General features: G+C 45.0%; 15 protein-coding genes. 5 read left to right on the forward strand and 10 right to left on the reverse strand.

What is annotated here, in order from left to right:
- Positions 1 to 6: 6 nt before the first annotated feature.
- The 10 genes from KTO58_RS25250 to rfbF form a co-directional block, all read right to left on the reverse strand.
- The gene (locus KTO58_RS25250) at positions 7 to 1,059 is read right to left on the reverse strand and encodes a glycosyltransferase family 4 protein (protein ID WP_095836743.1); all 1,053 of its coding nucleotides are present in this window, start codon (positions 1,057 to 1,059) and stop codon (positions 7 to 9) included.
- A gap of 218 nt (positions 1,060 to 1,277) precedes the next feature.
- Positions 1,278 to 2,459 (reverse strand): glycosyltransferase family 4 protein, encoded by a 1,182-nt coding sequence (locus tag KTO58_RS25255; protein WP_095836742.1) that lies wholly within the window; start codon positions 2,457 to 2,459, stop codon positions 1,278 to 1,280.
- A 153-nt stretch (positions 2,460 to 2,612) separates the two neighbouring features.
- A complete protein-coding gene (locus KTO58_RS25260; RefSeq protein ID WP_095836741.1) occupies positions 2,613 to 3,614 on the reverse strand; it encodes a glycosyltransferase family 2 protein in 1,002 nt (333 codons plus the stop codon).
- A complete protein-coding gene (locus KTO58_RS25265) occupies positions 3,611 to 4,708 on the reverse strand; it encodes an N-acetylneuraminate synthase family protein (RefSeq protein ID WP_095836740.1) in 1,098 nt (365 codons plus the stop codon). The genes KTO58_RS25260 and KTO58_RS25265 overlap by 4 nt, the downstream gene beginning before the upstream one ends.
- 5 nt (positions 4,709 to 4,713) lie before the next feature.
- Entirely contained in the window at positions 4,714 to 5,340 is a 627-nt protein-coding gene (locus tag KTO58_RS25270; RefSeq protein ID WP_095836739.1) for an HAD family hydrolase, read from the reverse strand.
- 1 nt (position 5,341) lies between these two features.
- Positions 5,342 to 7,141, reverse strand: a complete 1,800-nt coding sequence (locus KTO58_RS25275; RefSeq protein ID WP_095836738.1) for a thiamine pyrophosphate-binding protein — start codon at positions 7,139 to 7,141, stop codon at positions 5,342 to 5,344.
- 57 nt (positions 7,142 to 7,198) lie between these two features.
- A complete protein-coding gene (locus tag KTO58_RS25280) occupies positions 7,199 to 8,245 on the reverse strand; it encodes an NAD-dependent epimerase/dehydratase family protein (protein WP_095841397.1) in 1,047 nt (348 codons plus the stop codon).
- A 1-nt stretch (position 8,246) separates the two neighbouring features.
- Positions 8,247 to 9,587, reverse strand: coding sequence for a lipopolysaccharide biosynthesis protein RfbH (gene rfbH, locus KTO58_RS25285; RefSeq protein ID WP_095836737.1), 1,341 nt, complete (start codon positions 9,585 to 9,587; stop codon positions 8,247 to 8,249).
- Between the two features lie 7 nt (positions 9,588 to 9,594).
- Positions 9,595 to 10,674 (reverse strand): CDP-glucose 4,6-dehydratase, encoded by a 1,080-nt coding sequence (gene rfbG / locus KTO58_RS25290; protein ID WP_095836736.1) that lies wholly within the window; start codon positions 10,672 to 10,674, stop codon positions 9,595 to 9,597.
- A complete protein-coding gene (gene rfbF, locus KTO58_RS25295) occupies positions 10,668 to 11,438 on the reverse strand; it encodes a glucose-1-phosphate cytidylyltransferase (protein ID WP_095836735.1) in 771 nt (256 codons plus the stop codon). Before rfbF ends, rfbG begins: the two co-directional genes overlap by 7 nt.
- Positions 11,439 to 11,866: 428 nt before the next feature.
- Here rfbF and KTO58_RS25300 point away from each other — a divergent pair, with 428 nt between their 5' ends.
- The 5 genes from KTO58_RS25300 (at position 11,867) to KTO58_RS25320 (ending at position 17,166) form a co-directional block, all read left to right on the forward strand.
- On the forward strand, positions 11,867 to 12,502 hold the full coding sequence (locus KTO58_RS25300) for an LON peptidase substrate-binding domain-containing protein (RefSeq protein ID WP_095836734.1): 636 nt from the start codon (positions 11,867 to 11,869) through the stop codon (positions 12,500 to 12,502).
- A gap of 176 nt (positions 12,503 to 12,678) precedes the next feature.
- On the forward strand, positions 12,679 to 13,980 hold the full coding sequence (gene bamG / locus KTO58_RS25305; protein WP_095836733.1) for a BamG family beta-barrel-assembly machinery protein: 1,302 nt from the start codon (positions 12,679 to 12,681) through the stop codon (positions 13,978 to 13,980).
- Positions 13,973 to 14,659: an LPS export ABC transporter periplasmic protein LptC gene (gene lptC / locus KTO58_RS25310; protein WP_095836732.1), complete on the forward strand. Its 687-nt coding sequence runs from the start codon at positions 13,973 to 13,975 to the stop codon at positions 14,657 to 14,659. The genes bamG and lptC overlap by 8 nt, the downstream gene beginning before the upstream one ends.
- A gap of 207 nt (positions 14,660 to 14,866) precedes the next feature.
- A complete protein-coding gene (locus tag KTO58_RS25315) occupies positions 14,867 to 15,859 on the forward strand; it encodes a potassium channel beta subunit family protein (protein ID WP_095836731.1) in 993 nt (330 codons plus the stop codon).
- A gap of 968 nt (positions 15,860 to 16,827) precedes the next feature.
- The gene (locus tag KTO58_RS25320) at positions 16,828 to 17,166 is read left to right on the forward strand and encodes a tRNA-binding protein (RefSeq protein WP_095836730.1); all 339 of its coding nucleotides are present in this window, start codon (positions 16,828 to 16,830) and stop codon (positions 17,164 to 17,166) included.
- Positions 17,167 to 17,410 lie beyond the last annotated feature (244 nt).

Raw genomic sequence — 17,410 nt, forward strand, 5'->3', positions numbered from 1 at the left:
AGCTGTTTAATACAAGCTTCTGTAAATATCGAAATATTGGCGGGCCGTTTCTTTCCAGCTGAAGGAATGTGCCCGCTCTTTTAATTTTTGTTGAGGTTGATGTGTATGATAATGCTCCATACCCTTGTAAAAGGTGGCTTGCATATCGTCTGGGTCGAAACTGTTAAAGTAATAGGCTATATCTCCACCAACTTCTGGCAAAGAGGTATAACGGGAGCAAAACACCGGTTTACCCATATGCATTGCCTCTACTACCGGAAATCCAAATCCTTCTGCCAGACTCGGGAATACGAACGCTGTACAGTGGGCATAATACCAATATTTCTCCTCTTCTGTAACGGTGCCTGTGATCCTGACCCTGTCAGCTACCCCATGATGCCGGGCTTCTTCTATAATCCTGGCCGTATAGGCAGGATCCGCGATGCCTGAAATGATCAATTCATATTCATTACCTCTGAGCAGACAAGGCAATACGTGAAAATTCTTTTTGGGGAATACAGTACCGATCGCGAAAAGGAATGGTTGAGTAGGGCGATATCTGGGAGTATCGAATCCCGGAAATGTTTTCAGTTCGCAGCCGTTTAATACTACGCTGGCTGCCTTATGATCAAGCTGCAGATGTTTCTTTACATCTGCCATCACAAAGTGAGAGATGGTTGCAATGTGATCAGATTCATTGATTGTCTGCTGTAGCCTTTTGAGATACTTCCGGATCTTGTGGGGAGGCTTATTTTCGTGTATAAAGTTGAGGTCGTGAATGGTAAGTACCCGTTTGGTCTCTTTACGCGTAGGTTTATATTGTGAGCCCTGGAAGCAGGTATGCCACACATCGATATTACGATGCGGCGGCATGTAGAATTTGTCTAACAAGTTGACAGTGATATAATGTTGGTCACGGCCGAAGAATCCTTTCTGAAACGGCCACATGTAGAAATGTATCTCTTCATTTGTGTGACGTGTTGCAGGATCCAGCAGCGAATATCCAAGATGTTTACCAAATTCAAACAGACCGGTGTTAGGATATTTCATTCTTTCGCAATCAAGCACTATTCTATGCATTAATATCCGGATTGATCATTGAAAAAACGTTGTTTCGCATAAAGATATGAATGTAGGCCCGTGCTCAGGCCTGCAAATGGACAAATTATACTTTTAGGACGCTTTGTTGTAGGTACTTTTTCCTGCCTATATTTCTGAACCTGATCCCGAAAAGGGGATATCATGCTAAGATAAACGAAAATTCTAATTCATATCTGTTGACATCTCATTTGACTAAATCAGTGTTCTCCTTTTACTCCAAACACCTGGTCCAGTGTATTATACCTTTGTGAGGTAGCAAAAAACATGCTGATCGTTTCGCGTGCCCACTGTTGTTGCTGGTTGTATATGTGCTGGTCGGTAAGCAGCTGCATAATATGCGCAGCAAAAGTTTCCGGCTCGTCACTGACGAGGCAGCCATTCCTGCTTTTATCGGGCATGCCGTCTATGCCTTTGGTATTACAAACCACCGGCAAGCCAAACGAAAGCGCTTCTATCGTCTTGATCTTAATACCAGTTCCACTAAGCATGGGGCATATAGCTACTTTCGACTGGGCATAATATTGTTCCAAGGTTTCGGCAAATAGCACACGGTCTACATTGCTATATTGGCCCGTGACAGAATGGTTGATCCTACCGATCAGACAAATGCGTAAATGAGATGGCAATAGCGGATATACCTTTTCAAAGAACCACGCCGCAGCTCTGCGGTTGTGAATATTCTCACTGGCTATATATATCAGATCATATTTTTTTTCCACTGCAGGAAGGCGCACATTGTCGAATATTGGCAAGCCCAGCCGTTGTTTGCTACGGCCAAAATGGCTGAAAATGTACCTTTCTTCGATAGAGAGACACCACGATTCATCAAACATATCCAGCCGTTTCACCTCTTCTTCGAATGCTTTGCCTAGCCGGAAGCCTTTTCTATCCATCACCTGAGCGGTGATAAAATCATGGGTATCAATGATCTTATATGCCGTAGTGGCATAGCGGTTATGTTTGATCAAGTTAGCCCAAGTTACATAGCTGATGATAATATATCCGTATTCCTGCTGCTTTAACAACATGTTAAACGCTTTTCGCATGGCAGGAGTTACATTATCAGGTATGGCAGGAGGAATAATACCGAACTTATTTACCGAAAACAAGGCTGGCAGCTTGTGGAGGAAGAAGTATCGTAATTTGTTAGTCTTTTTATAGGGTTTTCTGTCCAGTACATACAGGTCGTTCGCAATACCGCTTTCTTTAAATGTTTGTATCTTCTGCTCATCCCATTCTCCCCAGTGGTATTCACTGACAAAATCCACCGGGATATTCCGATCTTTAAAGTACTGTAGCAGTTTTAACGGAGGTATATTGTTGCCTGCTGTTTTTTTCAGGGGATTATCAGGCATGAAATAGAGAACACGCTTATTCATTGCAACAAGGTTTGAACGGCCGTTTCAAAAATCGGACTTTATAATGGTGCAAGTTATTATATAAACTATACTTATTCAAAATATCGGGGGACCAGGTAAGGGCACCTACCCGCTGGTAATCTGAAGGCGGGTAGGTTGTATTTTCGTCCGGTATTACTCTACAATGAAACCTTTTCTCTTTCTTCTGCGAGCCAGGATAAAACCAGGCGTCCTTGCTATGCAAGCCACCAAGAAAGGGCTGTATTTAAAGGTTTTTAATTTTACAGCTATATCATTCCATTGTTCTATTGTAGTCATTGAACGTACATTCAATAGTGTATGCCAGTTATGTACGCGCTGCATTACCTTCACAAAGGCATTGTGTAAAGCATTACCTTCAGGAATCAACAATTCAGTGAATAGCTTATACCCATCAATGTCCCATAGGAAACGCTTCACCCGGCCATAGTTACGAATGATCTCATCATTATTCCGGCTATCTACCAATGCCTCTGTTAATACTTTTAATTGGCCTTCTCTTCTCATGGTAATCGAGAGTAGCATAAACACGTGCGCATAACATAGGCCTGTAGCACGATCATCATACTTTACCTTATCCCAGCTGGACTTGGCGAAGATAAGCGAGCTCAGAAAGCTGAATAGCCCACCCAATGAGCGACAAGCGTCAAAGTAGGCGATCAGGTCTGCATCGCTGGAAAGATCGAATGTTTTCTTTGTTAGTCGCTCATTGTACCAACTGTCGTAACGTAGTGGGTTCAGGTTGATATCACACTCCGTACGACATCCATTATAGATTACTGCTGCATCCGGTCGCTTGATCTCATTCAGAACCAGGCTGATCGCTCCTTCTTTCATGCGGTCATCATCGCCCATATACCAGCAATATTTACCGGAAGCAATATTGATCACATCCAGGAAGTTCATGTCCGGGCCTAAATTTTGTGCCTGTTTTTTGTAGACGATCTTTACAGGCGATGTTGCTTTGAATGCAGCAACAGCCTGTTCTGTATCATCAGGAGAGTGATTGTCTGATATACATATCTCTAACACGTCTGTGCATTGCTCTTTCAGAGCCCGTTCAACTATAGACGTGATATTTTCTATCAAGTATGCGCTACGGTTATAGGTCGGTATACAGATGGAAAGTAATATCATATTCCTCGTTCGTAAATTAATTTCCTTAAGGATTCTACTTTGGCATATGGAGAATCGATATCATCGATCATTACGGACGCATCCTGGCCGATCGCCTTCACCAGCGTCTCGTTGTTCTTTATCTCGCGGCAGGAAAGCTGACCTTTCTGTAAAGGTACTGCCATGTAAAAGTCATCATCAAAAGTTTCATGATTGATAACATAACCAGCAGGGAGGTCGCGTTTTGCATACACACCTCTTACAAGCGCATCGAGATACGTGATTTCTTTTTCCGGGGGAATACGTTTCGCCGTACCAGGAGCTCCGCACATTTCTTTTGCTTTCTTGAATGCCTTGAACCATACATCTACCTGCTCCGGTAATGAGCAATAAGGTGATACGGGGATGCCATCATCTTCAATGTCTATATGTCGCTCGAAGGTACGTGCGCCTTTAGCATAGGCCATCATGATAGAGGAGGTCCAATCATGATATTCATGTGTTGAAAAGCCGATCACCAGGTCAGGATATCTATTTCTCAGGAAATCAATCTGGTTAAGCTCCAGCTCACGATCTTCTGAAGGATAGATAGACACACAGTGATTGATAGCTAGTGGAATATTGCGATTGGTGAAATATGCAACGAAATCATCCATATCCTTCAGAGAGGCTCCTCCAGTAGACACGATCACGGGTTTCTTGGTTTTGCCGATATGTTCCAGCAGTGGCCAGTCATTCAGATCAGAGCTGGCTACCTTAAAAATAGGCAGGTCCAGTTCGTCACAGAAGTTTACTGAATCCTCATCAAATGCGGTAGCCATAGGAATACAGCCATTATCTTTGATGGCATTGATGAGTATCTTATAATCCGCTTTGCTCATTTTGGTATCCAGTGTTTTCTTTATATACCGGATGTCAGTTCTATTCCGGAAATCCTTATGGATAAAGCGGTCTACATCTCTGAATTGAAGTTTGATAGCAGCTTTAACGTTGTTGAATCTTACTACCTGCGAAAACTGTTCTATGATCTTTAACCCACGGGCCACGCTTCCCCAGTGGTTGTTGGCCACTTCCAATATGAACAGATCTTCAAAAACCTCATTCTTATTTTTCATATAGGCTAGTTGTTTATTAGTTCTATAATGTCCAATGGCTTATTAATACGATGTGTCATAGATGTTACTGCTCCAAAGCCATAAGAAGCAAATACAAATGTAATATTATTTTTCTCTGCGGCTGACTGGTCGTGTATAGTATCACCTATCAGTAAAGTATACTTATTATCCAATGATTCCCTATCTATGATATTAGCTACCATACTGTCTTTGCTCGTATAAGCCGGTTGCACGGAGTCAATGCAGTAAATGTTGGTAAAGTAGTGCGCTATATCAAGATGCCGAAGTATCAGTTGCGTCGGTACTGCTCTTTTATTGGTGGAAATAAATAGCTTTTTCCCTGCTTTATGTAACGTCGTGATCACCTCATGCATACCTTCATACAGGCGACAGGTAGCATATTCCAATCCGTCATAACGTTGCTGATAGGCCTGGACAAAACGGTGGATCACATCCTCATCCTGCTCGCCGGAGACCTGTACGAATATATTACGCATTGGAGGTCCTACCAAGGCACGTATGCTTTGATCGTTAGTACGATTGTATACAGACTGATAAGCAAAGTCAAATGCATTCTGGATCCCTTCACTTGAATCAATGATAGTACCATCCAGATCAAATAATACATTCATATTAGAAAGCTTTTAATGGAATGATCATATTGGATTCCAACTCCTCTTTGCTCAGGAATGGGAACATATCTTCCAGCGGAGCAGATACCATCCTGCCATCAGGTAATTGTTTGGAACTTAACTTCGGTTCAAATAGTTGCTCCGGATCCAGTTTTACATTGCAGAGTACCGGTCCTTCCATCTGGAGTACCTGTTTAACCTGTTCCTGGAAATCGAACTGGTCGATGGTAAAAGATGGGATACCGTATGCCTGGCCGATCTTTTCCATATCCGGAAAGCTCACACCACTACCGGCATGGCTACCTACGGATAAGCCAAAGAAATTCTGTTGAGTTGATTTGATAGACAGGTAACCGGCATTATCCAGTATAAATATTTTAATATTCCAGCGGTGATGTGCCAGCGTTTGCAATTCCTGTATGTTCATTTGTACACTTCCATCTCCTGCCAGACAGATGATACGTTTTTCCGGTGCGGCAACGGCGGCGCCAATGGCAGCAGGCAGATCATAGCCCATCGAAGCACAACCGGAATTACTGAATAACCGTTGTCCTGGCTTGATCTGTGAGGTTTGGAAGGTAACGATGCAGGCAGTAGCATCACCACATACGATCACATCATTACCATCCAGCTGTTGTTGCAGCTCGTGCAGGAAGTGGTAAGGATTGATAGGTTTGTGGGGGTCTTTATGGTGTGGAAGTACAAGTGGGTATTTTTCCTTTCGTTCCTTACACCAGAGCAGCCATCCGCTATATTTCCCTTTATCGAAAGCTGTGGTTTTCAGTGCCGATACCAATGCCTCCAGGAAATCTTTCGCATCATATTGCAAAGGCATATCAGCCTTGGTAATAGGCTTTTTCAGTTCGGCGCCGTCGATGTCTACATGTATCTTGTATGCCTCTCTCGCAAAGTTTTCCCAGTTATAGCTTACCTGGCGGATGGGCATCCTGCTGCCTATGATCAGGGCCAGGTCTGCGTTTTGAACGGCAAAGTTGCCCGAACGATCGCCGATAGAGCCTTGTTTGCCTACATATTGCGGATGATCATAATGGATGATATCGTGTGTCCAGGCGGTGGTAACTGGAATGCCCAGCAGCTCGATCGCTTCATAAAAAGCATTAAGCCCGTTGGCCAGACGTACGCCTGTACTACCGATGATAACTGGTCGCTGTGCACTTTTCAAACGTGCGACCACTGCTTCCACATCTTTTTGCAGAGAAGCGTTTAATGGTTGCTCCTCCGTTGGGGTGTAGCCGGAGAGTGTATGCTCATCTATCACGGCCGACTGTACATCTACCGGAATATCCAGCCACACAGGGCCTGGTCTTCCGTGACTGGCGAGATAGATCGCCTTTTCCAGGTGATAACGGATGCTTTCTGGCTCGGTTACAGTTACCGCATATTTAGTGATATCTTTTACCATTGCTACGATATCCACTTCCTGATCTCCCAGTTGCCGCAGTCCGGGGATATTGTAGGTACCCATCATGGTTTCGCGTTTCACTTGTCCGGATATTACGATCATAGGGATCGAATCTGTATAGGCGCCAAACACACCATTGAGGGCGTTAATACCTCCTGGACCCGTAGTCACATTCAGGATTGCAGGTTTGTTGGTAACCCTGGCATATCCTTCTGCGGCCATAGCAGATGCCTGTTCGTGATGATTACATATAAAATGAAGCCCTTGTACACGCCCCACGGCATCGTTAAGGTGCATAGCGCCGCCACCGGTTACCAGAAACACGGTATCTATACCATGGTCCTTCAGGGTGGAAAATATGTAGTTAGATAATTTCATCTTTATCAATTTGGAATAGCATATTGTATATCAACTCAAATAAGGCGACATAGGTACTCAGGCAGATGTACGCTTATAAAACAGTTGTGTCTTTAATATTGATTCGGCTAGCGAGGTATATACGCCTAATCCCAGTGTCGACTTGGCCAGGTCAACATTGGGTACATACCGCTCTGCCGGCTGATCGGGTACCGGTGTACCTAATATCTTCACTTGTATGGAAGTATTCAATGCACCTACTTCCCGTGCCAGTGCTCCGATAGTATAATCTTCATCAGACCCCACATTGTAAGGGGTATTGTTTTTACCTTTTAACAGGATCGTCCAAAGCCAGATAGCCAGATCCGCTGCATATAGATAAGAACGATAAGGGGTACCATCCCCCTTGATTATAATATCCTCTCCCCGCAGCACATTACCGATAAAATTGCCGATGGCAAAATGTTTGTCCAATGGCAGGTAAGGGCCTACAAAGGCAAAACATCGCGCGATCTTTACCGGTACACCATATTGCTGGTGATATAATGAGCAATACAGTTCCGCGATCTTTTTCCCTTCACCATAAGCGATTGCGGACCCCGAAAGGTTACTATTTGCCGGAAAACTTTCCGTTTCTTTAACATGAGTAACCGTAGGAGGTTGTTTGCCATAGACAGCACCGGAGCTGGTGAAAAGTAACCCTTCCAGTGGTTGCTGGCTGGCGAAATCCAGTATACGCCGCATACCATCGATAATGGTATTGAGCATCAGCAACGGTTGAGCCGAATTCAGCGCCGCATCCGCAGCGGTTGCGGCATGAATGATGTAGTGAAAGGTCCGATCCCGGAAATCTATCGTTTGTATATCTCCTTGCAGGAAATGTACGCCCGCTGTGGTACGGTACCGGGGGTAGCTATCCAGAAATGCTGCCGGGTCACGGCTGAGTACCGTGATCTGTGCATCCAGTTGTAGTCGTTCGTTGATGTAAACAAATGTTTCCAGCATCCATTTGCCGAAAAAACCGGTACCCCCGGTAAGCAGGATATGTTTCCCACGGACCGGCGTCCATAGGCCCACTGTATGCTGTAGTACGTGTGACAGATCATCAGCGGCTATCCCGTTCACATTATTGTTGTTTAACGAACTCACTGATCTTGCCTATGATATAATGATAATGTTCTTCCTGTAAGCCAGGCCAAACGCCCAGCCAGAAAGAACGATTCATGATGATGTCCGAATTCTCCAGGTCTCCAACCCTGCGGTACGGTATATCTTTGTAAGCTGGCTGCCGTAACAGATTCCCACCAAAGAAAAGACGAGTGCCGATCTTATTGGTTTCCAGGTACTCTACCAGTTTGTTACGGTCTACAGGACTACCCTCCCGCACTGTCAGCATAAAACCGAACCAGCTGGGATCTGCGTGAGGAGTTGCTTCCGGAAGGATGAAATGTTCCTCCAGTGGTTGCAGCATAGATTTCAGCAATATGTGATTCTCCCGCCGCTGTTGCACAAAATGATCCGCTTTCGTCAGCTGGCTGAGTCCGACAGCAGCCTGCATATCGGTTACTTTCAGGTTAAAACCGATATGGGAATAGGTGTATTTGTGGTCATATCCTTCTGGCAATTGGCCTAGCTGCCAGCAGAAACGTTTCCCGCAGGTGTTATCTGCACCCGGTGCACACCAGCAATCTCTTCCCCAGTCCCGGAAACTTTCCGCTATTTTCTTCAGTTGCGCATTGTTGATGAGCACTGCACCGCCTTCTCCCATGGTGATATGGTGAGCCGGATAAAAAGACAGCGTGGCCAGGTCGCCGAATGTGCCTGTCTTTTTATCACGATAAGTCGCCCCTAGAGAGTCACAGTCATCTTCTATTACCCAGAGATTGTATTGCTTGGCTATCTGCATTACTACATCCAGGTTGAAGGGATTACCTAAGGCATGAGCGATCATGATCGCTTTTGTCTTAGGGGAGATGGCAGCTTCAATATCCTCAGCTTTGATATTGTATGTAGGAATATCAACGTCCACGAATACCGGAATACAGCCAAATTGTATCATCGGGTTGACTGTTGTGGGAAATCCTGCTGCTACCGTGATCACTTCGTCGCCGGGACGAAGTGCACGCTCTCCTAGTTTGGGAGAGGTCAGCGTATAAAATGCCAGCAGGTTGGCAGATGAGCCTGAGTTCACCAGCAGGGAATAACGGCTCCCGAAGAAACGTGGTAATTCCCGCTCAAACTCAACACTAAAACGACCGGCAGTAAGCCATCCGTCCATCATCGCTTCGATTCCCCATAAGATATCGTCTTCATCAATGATCTTACCAGTCACAGGAATATAATCCTGACCCGGAACGATAGTACGGCGGATATTTTTTCCAAACGCTCCTACCAGAGCTGATCTCAGCCCCTCGTCTGCCAGATTTCGTTGCTGCACGGATTTCAATATCTCAAGTGCTTTTGTCATCTGCTATTTAAAATAATGATTCATAGTAGTTTATGTCTTCTTCTAACAGCCGGTCGACGGCGGCTCCATTATAAAACTCCTTATACCAATTAATAGTACGTGCGATCGCTGTTTTTACAGGTATCCGGGGCTTCCAGCCCAATTCACCGACTACTTTACTGATATCCAGTCTTAATAGCCTGGCTTCGTGAGGAGCGTTGGCATCTTTATTAATATTGACAATGCCGCTTCCCCACAGCTCACTGGCATTTGCTGCTACTGCGCTTACGGGAAGATTGTCGTCGTTGTAGGGGCCGAAGTTCCAGCCGCCAGCATAACGGACAGCGTCGCGATGTAATAATGCTGCCAGCATAAGGTATCCGGCTAATGGTTCCAATACGTGCTGCCAGGGGCGCACCGCATCAGGGTTCCGGATCTGCATCGCCTGCCCGGATGAAAAGGCTTTCACCATATCCGGTATCAGCCGGTCTTCCGACCAGTCGCCGCCACCAATAACGTTTCCTGCCCTTGCACTGGCTATGGCCTTCTGATGTGTGCTGTAGGCAGATAATGGAAAAAATGATTGCTGATAAGAACTGATAAGTAACTCTGCACAGGCCTTACTGGCGCTATAAGGGTCGTGTCCGCCCAGCGTGTCGGTCTCCCGGTAAGGATATACCCATTCCTTATTTTGGTATACTTTATCCGTGGTGATCAATACCGTTGTACACTTACCTGGCAACATCCTGATGGCTTCCAGTACATGAGCCGTACCCATCACGTTTGTTTGGAAAGTATCCAGCGGCGCCCGATAGGATTTTCGTACCAAAGGCTGAGCAGCCAGGTGAAAAACAAATTCCGGCTCGAAAGCCTGGATCTCCCGGCTAAGAGCAGTTGCATCATTGATGTCTGCAATGACAGAAAGCGTAGCCGGCAATGCCAGCGCTTCATATAAAGATGGAGTGGTCTGAGGGGCCAGTGCATATCCGCGTACATCAGCGCCCAGCCTGCGCAGCCACCAAAATAGCCACGAGCCCTTAAAACCTGTATGCCCGGTCACTAATACCCGCTTCCCGCGGAATATATCCAGTAGTTGTAGGTCTACCATATCTTCCACTCCGCTTTATTATTATTCCAGCGTTCGTTAAGGTCTTGTTTGTCTTTCAGGGAATCCATAGGACGCCAGAAACCGTGATGCTTAAAAGAGCTCAACTGATGCTCCTGGGCCAGCCGTTCCAGCGGTTCCCGCTCCCAAATGGTCTGGTCGCCAGCGATATAATCAAATATACCAGGTTCACACACGAAGAAACCACCATTGATCCAGCCACTGTCTTCTGCCCGCTTCTCATGAAAAGAAGTCACCTCACTGGCGGAATTGATCTGTAATACACCAAAACGGCCCGAAGGCTGTACGGCTGTTACCGTACACAGCTTCTGCTGTTGCTGGTGGAATGCCAGTAATTCAGGTATATTAATATTACCTACGCCATCCCCATAGGTGAGCATAAAAGGTTGATCACCCACATACCGCTGGATACGTTTGATCCTACCTCCCGTAAGGGTATCACTGCCGGTCTCTACCAGCGTGATCTTCCACTTTTCCGCAGGGCCATTATGTACCTCCATGCTGTTATTGGACACATCTATTGTCACATCAGATTGATGCAGGAAAAGATTGGCAAAATACTCCTTGATGACATATCCTTTATAACCCAGACATATGATAAAGTCATTGAACCCAAAAGAGGAATAGATCTTCATGATATGCCATAGGATCGGCTTCTCTCCTATCTCGACCATAGGTTTAGGACGGATAGTGGTCTCCTCGGATAATCTTGTACCAAGGCCGCCGGCTAAAATAACTACATACATTCAACTAAGATAGTTCTGTAAAAAAATAAGTAATGCCCCCGCCTGGTCGTTTACTCCTTGTACCTGTCTGTAGATAACATTTGCATCATCCATACCCGCGCTTCCATATGCTGTCAGGGCAAGTAAACTTGTATAAAAAGTGAGTGCGAAGGTATACTTTAAACAGCGATATTAAAAAAACAGCACGATATTATGAAAATAAAACATATTAATAAATCTTTGTTGTTTAGAATGTTCGGTATCTTTCTCCTATTCATAGCGGGTAACTTACGGGCATCCGAACGGCTTTGACATGCCTTCCGGATAAAATGATTGTATTTAAACGACTTTATTAAATCTTGATTCTTTTTGCGCATATTTAGAATTGCCAGAATGCTTTTATTACCCGTCCTAAATTGTAACTTTATTCGAATCAGAAGGAGCATGGTATGACTAACTTTATTCCCATATTCCCGTTAGGTATCGTAGTGTACCCGGGAGAACAATTGAATCTGCATATTTTCGAGCCGAGATATAAGCAACTGATCCACGATTGTATACAGACACCTAAGCCATTCGGGATTATACCCGTCATAGACAAGAAGGTAGTAGAATATGGTACTTCGGTAGAGATCGTGCGGATAGAGAAATCCTATGAGAATGGAGAAATGGATGTGGTGACCAAGGGCATCCAGACTTTTCGTGTACTCGAAGTGATCGGTCAGATACCCGATAAACAATACCAGGGAGCGATTGTAAGCTACCCTGACAATATACATAAGACCCAGGCCAGGCTTCGCCAGCAGGTATTGCATGCTATTCGCGAGCTACATACCATCCTGCAGGTCAGCAAGACCTTCCCCCGGCCTGACGACGAACTCACTGCCTACGACCTGGCTCATCATGCCGGATTGTCATTGTATGAAGAATATGAAGTATTACACCTCTTCCAGGAATTGCAACGGCTGGAATACCTTAAAAGACACCTGCTAAAAGTCATCCCGCTGATGGCTGAAATGGAGAAATTAAAGGAAAGGGTCAAATTAAACGGACATTTCCGGAATTTATCTGCAGATATTTTATAATTTGTCGCCGCTCAAATAAATGGGAAAAATGGCGCGAGATCCGCGCCAGCTGAGAACTTTAACGCGTTTTTAACAGGGGGTAATTTGGTTTTTTTTTGCTTCCCGCCTTAAAAATAAGATATTTGCAATCCCATAGAAAATTTGTATCACAGGTAAAATTCAATCTTCTGAACTCAATGCATTGGACTAAAGCTAGCATTTTTTGCTTCCTGGCTGTACTGCTGCTGGCAGCGAATCATGTTACCGCACAGGATAATTCTCCATATTCCCGCTACGGCTTAGGCGATCTGAATTATAGCCAGAATGCGATCAATCGGGGTATGGGTGGTGTATCTCAGGCCTACGGAGATCCCCAGAGTATTAACTTTACTAACCCCGCCAGCTATTCTAACCTGTTACTTACAACGTTGGATATCGCCGTAGAAGGTGGCGTTCGCAACATCTCGCAGAAAGATGCCCGCTTCCGCTCCGGTATAGGCTCTCTTTCCTATCTCCAGCTGGGTGTTCCGGTAAAGAAAAACTGGGGCCTCGTATTCGGTCTTCGCCCGGTCACCAAAGTATCTTATAATATCAGCCAGGACATGGGGCGTCAAACGTTTTTTGATACCCTCAACCTCCGCGTCGTTAATCAATTTGAAGGCAGTGGAGGTCTCTACCAGGTATACACCGGTACGGGTGTCGCCATCGGCAACTTCAGCATCGGTGTTAACGTAGGGTATCTTTTCGGAAATATAGTGAACAGCACCAAAGTGATCTATCCGCCGAATGAATACGTATTCCCTTCCAAACATAGCTCCCGGATAGATTACGGTAGCTTCTTCTACAATTTCGGTCTGCAATACCGCGCCAAATTGTCTAAAGAAATGGACCTTACCTTCGGTGCTACTGGTAGCCTCAAACAAAACCTGAAAGCCCGTAAGGAACAAATGAGGGAAACGCTCGTTTATGATGCTTCCTCCGATCAATACTCCACTATGGATACTGCCTTCTATGAGCGCGGCGCCCGTGGGGAGATCACCTTTCCGCAACAACTGGGTGGTGGTATCGTATTACGTAAGGTAGATAGCTGGCTGATAGGTGCCGACTTCACTACCACACAGTGGGACCAGTTCCGTAACTATGGCGTAAAAGATACCGCTGTTAAAAACTCCTGGAAGTTCGCATTAGGCGGACAGTTCGTACCTAATGCCAACGCCATGGGTGGCTACTGGAACCGCGTTAGCTACCGCCTCGGTGGTTACTACGGTAAAGACTATGTCTATGTAAAAGGTCAGGAGATGCCGATCATGGGCTTTACATTCGGCCTCGGCCTGCCTATCCGCCGCCAGGCTTACTCTAACCAGTTTACCATTATCAACGCAGCCTTCGAAGTGGGCCAACGGGGTAACAGCCAAACTATCCTCAAAGAAAATTATTACCGCTTCGTACTGGGCTTCACCCTCAGCGACAGGTGGTTCATAAAGCGAAAATATGATTAACGTTTCCGCTAAGAATACTAAAAAGACTAAAGGAGAAAAGCAAGTCGCTTTTCTCCTTTCTCCTTTAACCCTTTCCCTCTGCCTGCTCTTCTCCGCCTGTGAAAATGATATGAATGCGATCATGGAGCTGGATAAAAAGAAAGCAGCTACCGAAGAAGGTATAGACATTACCGGCATGTTCAGCCAGTTAGGAAAAGTAAAAGCCAAGCTGACAGCTCCGGCCATGCTCCGGCATCTCGAGACGCCCCCTTTCGTCGAGTTCAACAAAGGTCTGAAAGTAGTCTTCTACCAGGATAGCTCCTTGCTGGTAGAAAGCACCCTCACTGCCAAATATGGTAAATACTACGAGAACGATGCGAACGTATTCCTCCGCGATAGTGTAGTGGTCGTTAACAAAGAAGGGCGCCGGCTTGATACCAACGAACTGACTTGGGATGCCAAAAAGGAAGTATTCCTGTCAGACAAAGCAGTGCGTATCAGCACCCCTACAGATACCATATATGGTACTGGCCTGGAATCCAATCAGGACTTTAGCAACTATAAAATACTAAAGGTACATGGTCCATTCACCGTACAGGATTCCACTATGAGAGGCCCGGCAGCACCCTCCGATAGTACCCTCTCTCCGGTTCCTGCTACCCCCGCTGCAAAAGATACTGCCGCTCCCGTCAAAAAATAATATAGTTCCTGATAGCCATAAACGAAATTACCCAGCGCTGCAAGCAGGCTGGGTAATTTCGCTTTAACCTATTTTTAACCTAAAATTTTTTCAAAGATAATGGCGCAATAATCATGCCGTTGTCTCCTCTGTATTTCAAGTACTATCACTTATTTTTGGATATACAATACCAATAAGTTAGTAAAACCCTTTAAACGTTCAAACATAATGGAATATAGAAGACTAGGTAAAGCCGGACTACAACTAAGCGTGCTCTCTTTTGGCAGCTGGGTCACTTTTCATAAACAGATAGAAGACCAATTGGTAGACAGGCTCATGGGCATCGCTTACGACAATGGCGTCAACTTCTTCGACAACGCAGAAGGATATGCACTGGGGCAGTCTGAAAAAATGATGGGGAGGGTACTCAAAAATAAAAACTGGGAACGCTCTTCCTACGTCGTTTCCAGCAAAGCATACTTCGGGTGGCATGGGAAAGATAATAAGCCCAATCAAACCGGACTTAGCCGCAAACACCTGGTAGAAGCCTGTCACGAAGCATTGGGCCGCCTGCAGGTAGATTATCTCGATCTGTTCTTCTGCCATCGCCCCGATAGCAACACGCCTATAGAGGAAGTCGTATGGACGATGAACCTGCTTATCCAACAGGGAAAGATATTGTACTGGGGTACCTCAGAATGGAGCGCACAGGATATCCTGGAAGCGCAAATGGTCGCGCAACAGTATCACCTCATCGGCCCCACCATGGAACAACCGGAATATAACCTCTTCAATCGCAAAAGAGTAGAAGGCGATTATCTGCCGCTCTATAAACAGATCGGGTTAGGTACTACCATCTGGAGCCCCCTGGCCTCCGGATTACTTACCGGTAAATACAATAATGGTATACCTGAAGATTCCCGGCTCGGCCTGGTAGGATTCGAATGGCTGAAAGACAGACACTACGCTGAAGAAAAACTGAATAGAGTGAGGAAATTGGAACAAGTAGCCAAACAAGTAAATACTTCATTGGCTACTTTATCGATTGCATGGTGCATCTGCAATCCAAATGTAAGCACCGCCATCCTGGGCGCTACCAAAGAACAACAATTAGAAGAGAATCTCAACGCATTGGAAATCTATCCACAACTCACGCCTGCCATACTCCAGGAAATAGATGATATCATGCAAACAAAGCCACTGCAATATGTAAGCAACTAATCACTGCAGTAAAAGACGCATTGCTTGTTAAATGGTTGTTAACAACGAATAAAACTATACGTTCCCGGAAAAAACTAAGCCATTGACAAAATGAACCATTCATCCCTGATACGCAGATCTATCTTTGTGTCAGGTTTTTCATAGGATATGGTTAAAATTTTTGAGGGCGGTATTCTTACCGCCCTTTTTATGTCCCGCACGTTCGATCGCGCGGGACATTTTTTGTTTATAAGTATGGTTGTTAATCGCTTGTTAAGACCCCCTGTATCGCTACGTTCCCTGACAAAATTCAACCGTTGACAAAATGAAGCTTTCACCTCTGGCCGACACGCCTATCTTTGTATCAGGTTTTTCATAGGATATGGTTAAAATTTTGAGGGCGGTATTCTTACCGCCCTTTTTATGTCCCGCGCGTTCAATCGCGCGGGACATTTTTGTTTATAAGCATGCTTGTTAATCGCTTGTTAAGACCCCCCGTATCGCCACGTTCCCTGACAAAATTCAACCGTTGACAAAATGAAGCTTTCACCCCTGGCCGGCACGCCTATCTTTGTATCAGGTTTTTCATAGGATATGGTTAAAATTTTTGAGGGCGGTATTCTTACCGCCCTTTTTATGTCCCGCACGTTCGATCGCGCGGGACATTTTTTGTTTATAAGCATGGTTGTTAATCGCTTGTTAAGACCCCCCGTATCCCCACGTTCCCTGACAAAATTCAACCGTTGACGAAATGAAGCCTTTACCCCTGGTCAGCACGCCTATCTTTGTATCAGGTTTTTCATAGGATATGGTTAAAATTTTTGAGGGCGGTATTCTTACCGCCCTTTTCTTTTGTCCTCCCCCTCTCTTTCGTGCCCATAACCACCTTATTTCATCCCTGATCAAACCATTACCACATTTACAGCCAGCGATGTTTTGTAGATCCGTTAGAAAATGCTATTTTCAAAACCTTACAAGAAGAAATAGGTATGGATACAATTAACTGGCAGGATTTTGAAAAAATAGATATCAGAGTAGGGACTATCATAGACGCCCAGGTATTTGCCAAGGCGAAAAACCCCGCTTATCAACTTCAAATAGATTTTGGCCCCGCGCTTGGCATCAAAAGATCCTCCGCACAAATCACCAGACTTTACCAACCTGATGTATTGATCGGCAAACAAGTAGTCGCCGTTGTTAACTTCCCCGTAAAACAAATTGCCAATTTTTTCTCTGAATGCCTCGTTCTCGGAGTCGTAAGCGATGACAAGGAAATAGTGCTGTTACAGCCAGAAAGAAGTGTACAAAACGGATATAAGATCGCTTAAATTTTCAATTTCATCATTACCACTTATTAACTTATGTAAATATTATACAATCTTATTATTGTATAATATGATACTTTTTGTCATATGACTAATGCCTGCCCGATCTTGTCATTTTACGAGGTATTTTCTATCGTTCACGGAAATAAGGGAAAAAGCACTGGCACCTGGTCTATCTTTGACTTAGGTTTTTCATAGGATATGGTTAAAATTATTACAAGGGCGGTATTCTTACCGCCTTTTTTAT

Origin of the sequence: Chitinophaga pendula, from assembly GCF_020386615.1 — a bacterium.
GTDB classification, from domain to species: Bacteria; Bacteroidota; Bacteroidia; order Chitinophagales; family Chitinophagaceae; genus Chitinophaga; species Chitinophaga pendula.

Excerpts from the sequence above, each read along its gene's own strand:
- KTO58_RS25255 (WP_095836742.1), bottom strand. The coding sequence starts at position 2,459 with ATGAATAAGCGTGTTCTCTATTTCATGCCTGATAATCCCCTGAAAAAA.
- KTO58_RS25320 (WP_095836730.1), top strand. The coding sequence starts at position 16,828 with ATGGATACAATTAACTGGCAGGATTTTGAAAAAATAGATATCAGAGTA.
- KTO58_RS25260 (WP_095836741.1), bottom strand. The coding sequence starts at position 3,614 with ATGATATTACTTTCCATCTGTATACCGACCTATAACCGTAGCGCATAC.
- KTO58_RS25315 (WP_095836731.1), top strand. The coding sequence starts at position 14,867 with ATGGAATATAGAAGACTAGGTAAAGCCGGACTACAACTAAGCGTGCTC.
- rfbG (WP_095836736.1), bottom strand. The coding sequence starts at position 10,674 with ATGGTAGACCTACAACTACTGGATATATTCCGCGGGAAGCGGGTATTA.
- rfbF (WP_095836735.1), bottom strand. The coding sequence starts at position 11,438 with ATGTATGTAGTTATTTTAGCCGGCGGCCTTGGTACAAGATTATCCGAG.
- KTO58_RS25300 (WP_095836734.1), top strand. The coding sequence starts at position 11,867 with ATGACTAACTTTATTCCCATATTCCCGTTAGGTATCGTAGTGTACCCG.
- KTO58_RS25275 (WP_095836738.1), bottom strand. The coding sequence starts at position 7,141 with ATGAAATTATCTAACTACATATTTTCCACCCTGAAGGACCATGGTATA.
- KTO58_RS25250 (WP_095836743.1), bottom strand. The coding sequence starts at position 1,059 with ATGCATAGAATAGTGCTTGATTGCGAAAGAATGAAATATCCTAACACC.
- bamG (WP_095836733.1), top strand. The coding sequence starts at position 12,679 with ATGCATTGGACTAAAGCTAGCATTTTTTGCTTCCTGGCTGTACTGCTG.
- KTO58_RS25270 (WP_095836739.1), bottom strand. The coding sequence starts at position 5,340 with ATGAATGTATTATTTGATCTGGATGGTACTATCATTGATTCAAGTGAA.
- rfbH (WP_095836737.1), bottom strand. The coding sequence starts at position 9,587 with ATGACAAAAGCACTTGAGATATTGAAATCCGTGCAGCAACGAAATCTG.
- lptC (WP_095836732.1), top strand. The coding sequence starts at position 13,973 with ATGATTAACGTTTCCGCTAAGAATACTAAAAAGACTAAAGGAGAAAAG.
- KTO58_RS25265 (WP_095836740.1), bottom strand. The coding sequence starts at position 4,708 with ATGAAAAATAAGAATGAGGTTTTTGAAGATCTGTTCATATTGGAAGTG.